The 4,056-nt window shown below is 70.8% G+C and carries 7 protein-coding genes and 1 tRNA gene; 3 read left to right on the top strand and 5 right to left on the bottom strand.

The window, feature by feature from the left end; genetic code table 11:
• Positions 1 to 61: 61 nt before the first annotated feature.
• Both ABT116_RS40480 and ABT116_RS40475 read right to left on the bottom strand, forming a co-directional pair.
• Positions 62 to 133 (bottom strand) — tRNA-Val (locus tag ABT116_RS40480).
• Between the two features lie 46 nt (positions 134 to 179).
• Positions 180 to 638, bottom strand: coding sequence for a TIGR02611 family protein (locus tag ABT116_RS40475; RefSeq protein ID WP_351645055.1), 459 nt, complete (start codon positions 636 to 638; stop codon positions 180 to 182).
• Positions 639 to 829: 191 nt separating this feature from the next.
• Here ABT116_RS40475 and ABT116_RS40470 point away from each other — a divergent pair, with 191 nt between their 5' ends.
• The gene (locus tag ABT116_RS40470) at positions 830 to 1,243 is read left to right on the top strand and encodes an SsgA family sporulation/cell division regulator (RefSeq protein ID WP_004002642.1); all 414 of its coding nucleotides are present in this window, start codon (positions 830 to 832) and stop codon (positions 1,241 to 1,243) included.
• A 302-nt stretch (positions 1,244 to 1,545) separates the two neighbouring features.
• Positions 1,546 to 2,106 carry a CGNR zinc finger domain-containing protein gene (locus ABT116_RS40465; RefSeq protein WP_351645052.1) on the top strand — a complete coding sequence of 187 codons (561 nt, stop codon included), beginning with the start codon at positions 1,546 to 1,548 and terminating at the stop codon, positions 2,104 to 2,106.
• Positions 2,107 to 2,184: 78 nt separating this feature from the next.
• On the opposite strand, the gene ABT116_RS40460 is transcribed toward ABT116_RS40465, so the two are convergent.
• Together ABT116_RS40460 and ABT116_RS40455 are read right to left on the bottom strand one after the other, a co-directional pair.
• Positions 2,185 to 2,403, bottom strand: coding sequence for a hypothetical protein (locus tag ABT116_RS40460; protein WP_351645050.1), 219 nt, complete (start codon positions 2,401 to 2,403; stop codon positions 2,185 to 2,187).
• A 150-nt stretch (positions 2,404 to 2,553) separates the two neighbouring features.
• A complete protein-coding gene (locus tag ABT116_RS40455; protein ID WP_351645047.1) occupies positions 2,554 to 2,991 on the bottom strand; it encodes a hypothetical protein in 438 nt (145 codons plus the stop codon).
• Between the two features lie 177 nt (positions 2,992 to 3,168).
• Here ABT116_RS40455 and ABT116_RS40450 point away from each other — a divergent pair, with 177 nt between their 5' ends.
• Positions 3,169 to 3,693: a DsbA family protein gene (locus tag ABT116_RS40450; protein WP_351645044.1), complete on the top strand. Its 525-nt coding sequence runs from the start codon at positions 3,169 to 3,171 to the stop codon at positions 3,691 to 3,693.
• A gap of 31 nt (positions 3,694 to 3,724) precedes the next feature.
• Here ABT116_RS40450 and ABT116_RS40445 read toward each other — a convergent pair.
• A partial coding sequence (locus ABT116_RS40445; RefSeq protein ID WP_351645042.1) for a GNAT family N-acetyltransferase occupies positions 3,725 to 4,056 on the bottom strand: 332 nt, incomplete at its 5' end.

Here is a 4,056-nt window from a genome sequence, read left to right as displayed (position 1 = left end):
GTGCGGTTGGCGGCGCGGGTGGGGGGTGTGGGGGGCTGGCTCGCCCCCCCGCCGCTCCGGGTGGGCGATACTGGGTTCGAACCAGTGACCTCTTCGGTGTGAACGAAGCGCTCTCCCACTGAGCTAATCGCCCGGGCGCAGGAAGAACATTACCCCATGTCAGCGGGTGCCTGTGACGCTCACTGGTCCTTGATCTTCCACGGCATGACGATGCCGAACTTCCACAGGTAGACACCCACCAGGACGCCCACGATCACCAGCCCGATCGACGTCAGGATGATGTTGCGGCGCCGCACCTTGGGGTCGAGGGCCCGCTGGGCCGCCTCGGTGACCTTCCGCTTGGTCCAGCGGAGCACCAGCTGGGCCCAGACGAACTCCGTCGCCCAGATCGCCATGCCGCCGAAGATCACGACCCAGCCCGGTCCCGGGAGGGGCAGCATGATGATGCCCGCCACCACGACCGCGAGCCCGATGATGAAAACGCCGACCTGCCAGCTCACGTGCAGCGCCCGGCGCGCCTTGATGAATTCCGGCGCCCTCGAGCCCAGCCCGCGGTCCTGCTCGCCGTGCACCTCGCCCGGCCCCGTCCCGTCCGATGCCGCGGCCACCTCGCCCGGCTCGTTACTCCCCGTATTCATACGGCCGAACACTACCCGAGCGAAACCAGTCACCGGAATGGACGCACGACGCGAACGATCTCTCGGCCGGAAGAGTTACGTAAACGCACGCAAAACACTCAGAGGGGTTTACAACGGCACCGTAGGTGGCATGTCGATTTCGCCGACGTGCGAATCCCCGAGCGCACACTGAGCGAAAGGCCCTGGCGCTTATGAACACCACGGTCAGCTGCGAGCTGCACCTGCGCCTCGTTGTGTCGAGCGAGTCCTCCCTGCCTGTCCCCGCAGGCCTGCGGTACGACACGGCCGACCCCTACGCCGTGCACGCCACCTTCCACACCGGAGCCGAGGAAACCGTCGAGTGGGTGTTCGCCCGCGACCTCCTCGCCGAGGGACTTCACCGCCCTACGGGCACCGGCGACGTCCGCGTCTGGCCGTCGCGCAGTCACGGCCAGGGCGTCGTGTGCATCGCCCTGAGCTCGCCGGAGGGCGAGGCCCTGCTGGAGGCCCCGGCACGGGCCCTGGAGTCCTTCCTGAAGCGGACCGACGCCGCCGTGCCGCCCGGCACGGAACACCGGCACTTCGACCTCGACCAGGAGCTCTCGCACATCCTGGCGGAAAGCTAGGGCGAGACCCCCACAAAGCCGCCCGGCGCCGTCGACTCGGGGAGACGGCTCGGGCCCGGACAACCGCATACGGGATGACACCGGCGCCGATACCGCGGATCTCGCGGTACGGCGCCGGTGCGCGCGTGCGCCCTCCCCCGCTCGCCGGCGCCCGCCGCCGGCCGCTCGGGAACCCCCGCGGGCCCTGAGGCGTTGTATTCGAAGCCATGTGCGGGCATGTGGAGGGTCCGGCGGTGGCGGAGCCGTTACCATCGGCCAGCATCGGCGGGCGCCCGCCCGACCCTCAGGCCAGGGAGCGAATCGTGCTGATCACCCACGACACCCGGTGCGCCCTCGACACCGTGGTCGATCTGGTGAACACCGCACCGGAGGACGACACGGCGGCGGACGGGCTGCCGGACGTGGCGACCCTCACGGACTTCGTGCGGAACCACGAGATCAGCGATGTCGGAGTGCTCTCGGAATTCGACCTCTCCGCCGTGCGCAAGATCCGCGCACGCTTCGCCGCCGTCTTCGCCGCCCCCGACGCCCGGACCGCCGCGGGGCAGATCAACGACCTGGTCGCGGCCGCCGGCACCACCCCCCGGCTCACGGACCACGACGGCTACGACTGGCATGTGCACTACTTCGCCCCCGGTGCCTCCGTCGCCGATCACCTGGCCGCCGACTGCGGGATGGCGCTGGCGTTCTTCGTGGTCGCCGGGGAGCAGGAGCGGCTGCGGCGCTGTGAGGCGCCCGACTGCCGGCGCGCCTTCGTCGACCTGTCCCGCAACCGTTCGCGGCGCTACTGCGACAGCCGCACCTGCGGGAACCGTCTGCACGTGGCCGCGTATCGCGCACGCCGCAAGGAAGCCGCGGGCTGACAGCCGTCGCGGTGGCTGCGGAGGTCGTCGATGCCCACGCGGCCCCGGCGGGTGGCGCCGGGGTACCGCGGGTCAGGCTCACAGCAACAGCAGATCGTGCAACGACGCCATGAGCAGCAGGCTCCCGATCACCGCCAGGAAGATCATCAGCGGTGGCTGGGAGAGGGCGAAGAGGCAACCACGCGGCTCGTCCTGCCGGGGACGTGGCTCGTCCGGTGGGAGAAAGGGCTCGTCCCGCGGAGGACATGGCTCGTCCTGCGGCGGTGCGGGGTCGCTCTGTTTCGTCGTGTCCAGCATCTCGCGGCGATGATGACGCAGTCGCCGGGCCGAACGCGATCAGTACCCCCGTTCCGTGCGGGAGTGCGCCGATTCCGCGAGGTCCCGTTCGGGTTGTGATCACTTCCGCGCGTCAGCGGACCCACTGTGACGATTCAGCCAGGGCGGCCGTCATATGCCGTGCTTCTTGAGGATGGCCTCGATATCGCTGAAGTCGTCCTCGCCGCGGGACGCCGACGCGGGCCGGGCCGCCGGGCGGGAGCCCTGGCCCAGGGAGGGCGCCGAGGCGGGTGCCACCGCGTCGGGCCGCTCGGCCGCCCGGGCCGCGGCCCTGCGCTCCTTGCGGGTGCCACCGCGGCGGCGCTCCACCGCTCGTGTGGTCATGAAGAGCACCCACGCGATACCGAGCACCCCGAATCCGGCCCAGGCCGTCGGGCTGAACGCGGTGTCGGCCAGCCACTCGACGACCCCCGTCATCACCAGACCGATCGGGACGAGGGAATAGGCGGCGACACGGACCGCCGCGAGGTAGCGCTTGCGGTACGCCGTGACGACCGCGATGCCCAGGCCTGCCGCGGACACGGCGGAACAGACGGTCTCGGCAATCATCCGGTCCTCCAGGCGTGGCGCGGTCGGGTCGGAACACTTCGTCCCTTCCATCCTGCACCCGCCGCACCCCGGCTTGCCATGCTCCGGGCCCGACATCAGGGACATCTCCGGGTCTCCTCCTCCGCGGGTGCCGATGCGGGCTGCGCTCCCGGTCGCACCTGCTGGAAGACTGTCGGCATGAGCGACTCCTCCTCCGACCGTTCCGCCGCCCCCGTCCTCGAGGTCTGGTGCGACCTCCAGTGCCCGGACTGCCGTACCGCGCTGGACGATCTCCGTGCCCTGCGCGCCCGCTACGGCGACCGTCTGGAGCTGCGGCTGCGGCACTTCCCGCTGGAGAAGAACAAGCACGCCTTCGCCGCCGCCCAGGCAGCGGCGGAGGCATGGGAGCAGGGCCGGGGATGGCCGTACGTGGAGGCCCTGCTGGGGCGGGTCGAGGAGCTGGCCCGTAAGGGGGAACCCTTCCTGGTCGAGGTGGCCCGCGAACTGGACCTGGACGCCGAGGAGTTCGACACCGCGCTGGTCGACGGCCGGCACATCCTGATCGTGGACGCCGACCAGGCCGAGGGCAAGGCGATCGGCGTGACCGGCACCCCGACGTACGTCATCGGCGGTGAGCGGCTCGACGGCGGCAAGAGCCAGGAGGGGCTGCGCGAGCGGATCGAGGAGATCGCGGACCGGCTGCTGGCCGGTCAGGGACACTGACTCCCCCACCGCGCTCTCGGCTCCTGAGCCGCTAGAGCAGCGGTTTGTACATGGCGTACTGCTCGGTCTCGTAGCCGAGCGACGCGTAGAGCCGCTCGGCCGGGGTGTTGCCGGCGAAGACGTTGAGACCGAGGGTCCGCCTGCCCTCCGCGATCGTCTGGGCCTCGGCGAGCAGCATGAGGGTGCGGCCGTGGCCCTTTCCGCGGTGGGCGGCGTCGGTCTCGACGTCGAAGACGAACGCGTTGTCCGCGCGCACCGCCAGCCACAGTGTGCCCACCGGTGTCCCCAGGTGCTCGACGACGCTGATCAGCATGCCGGGAGTGGCGAGGCCGTCGGGCAGCAGAGTGGCGTGGTCGCGCTCCG

Source organism: Streptomyces sp. NPDC002130 (genome assembly GCF_040296465.1).
Lineage (GTDB): Bacteria > Actinomycetota > Actinomycetes > Streptomycetales > Streptomycetaceae > Streptomyces.
Note: the sequence above shows the minus strand (reverse complement) of the source record. Positions and strands in the feature narration are given on the sequence as shown.

Coding starts and splice junctions, on each gene's coding strand:
- ABT116_RS40475 (WP_351645055.1), bottom strand. CDS start 638: ATGAATACGGGGAGTAACGAGCCGGGCGAGGTGGCCGCGGCATCGGAC.
- ABT116_RS40470 (WP_004002642.1), top strand. CDS start 830: ATGAACACCACGGTCAGCTGCGAGCTGCACCTGCGCCTCGTTGTGTCG.
- ABT116_RS40460 (WP_351645050.1), bottom strand. CDS start 2,403: ATGCTGGACACGACGAAACAGAGCGACCCCGCACCGCCGCAGGACGAG.
- ABT116_RS40455 (WP_351645047.1), bottom strand. CDS start 2,991: ATGATTGCCGAGACCGTCTGTTCCGCCGTGTCCGCGGCAGGCCTGGGC.
- ABT116_RS40450 (WP_351645044.1), top strand. CDS start 3,169: ATGAGCGACTCCTCCTCCGACCGTTCCGCCGCCCCCGTCCTCGAGGTC.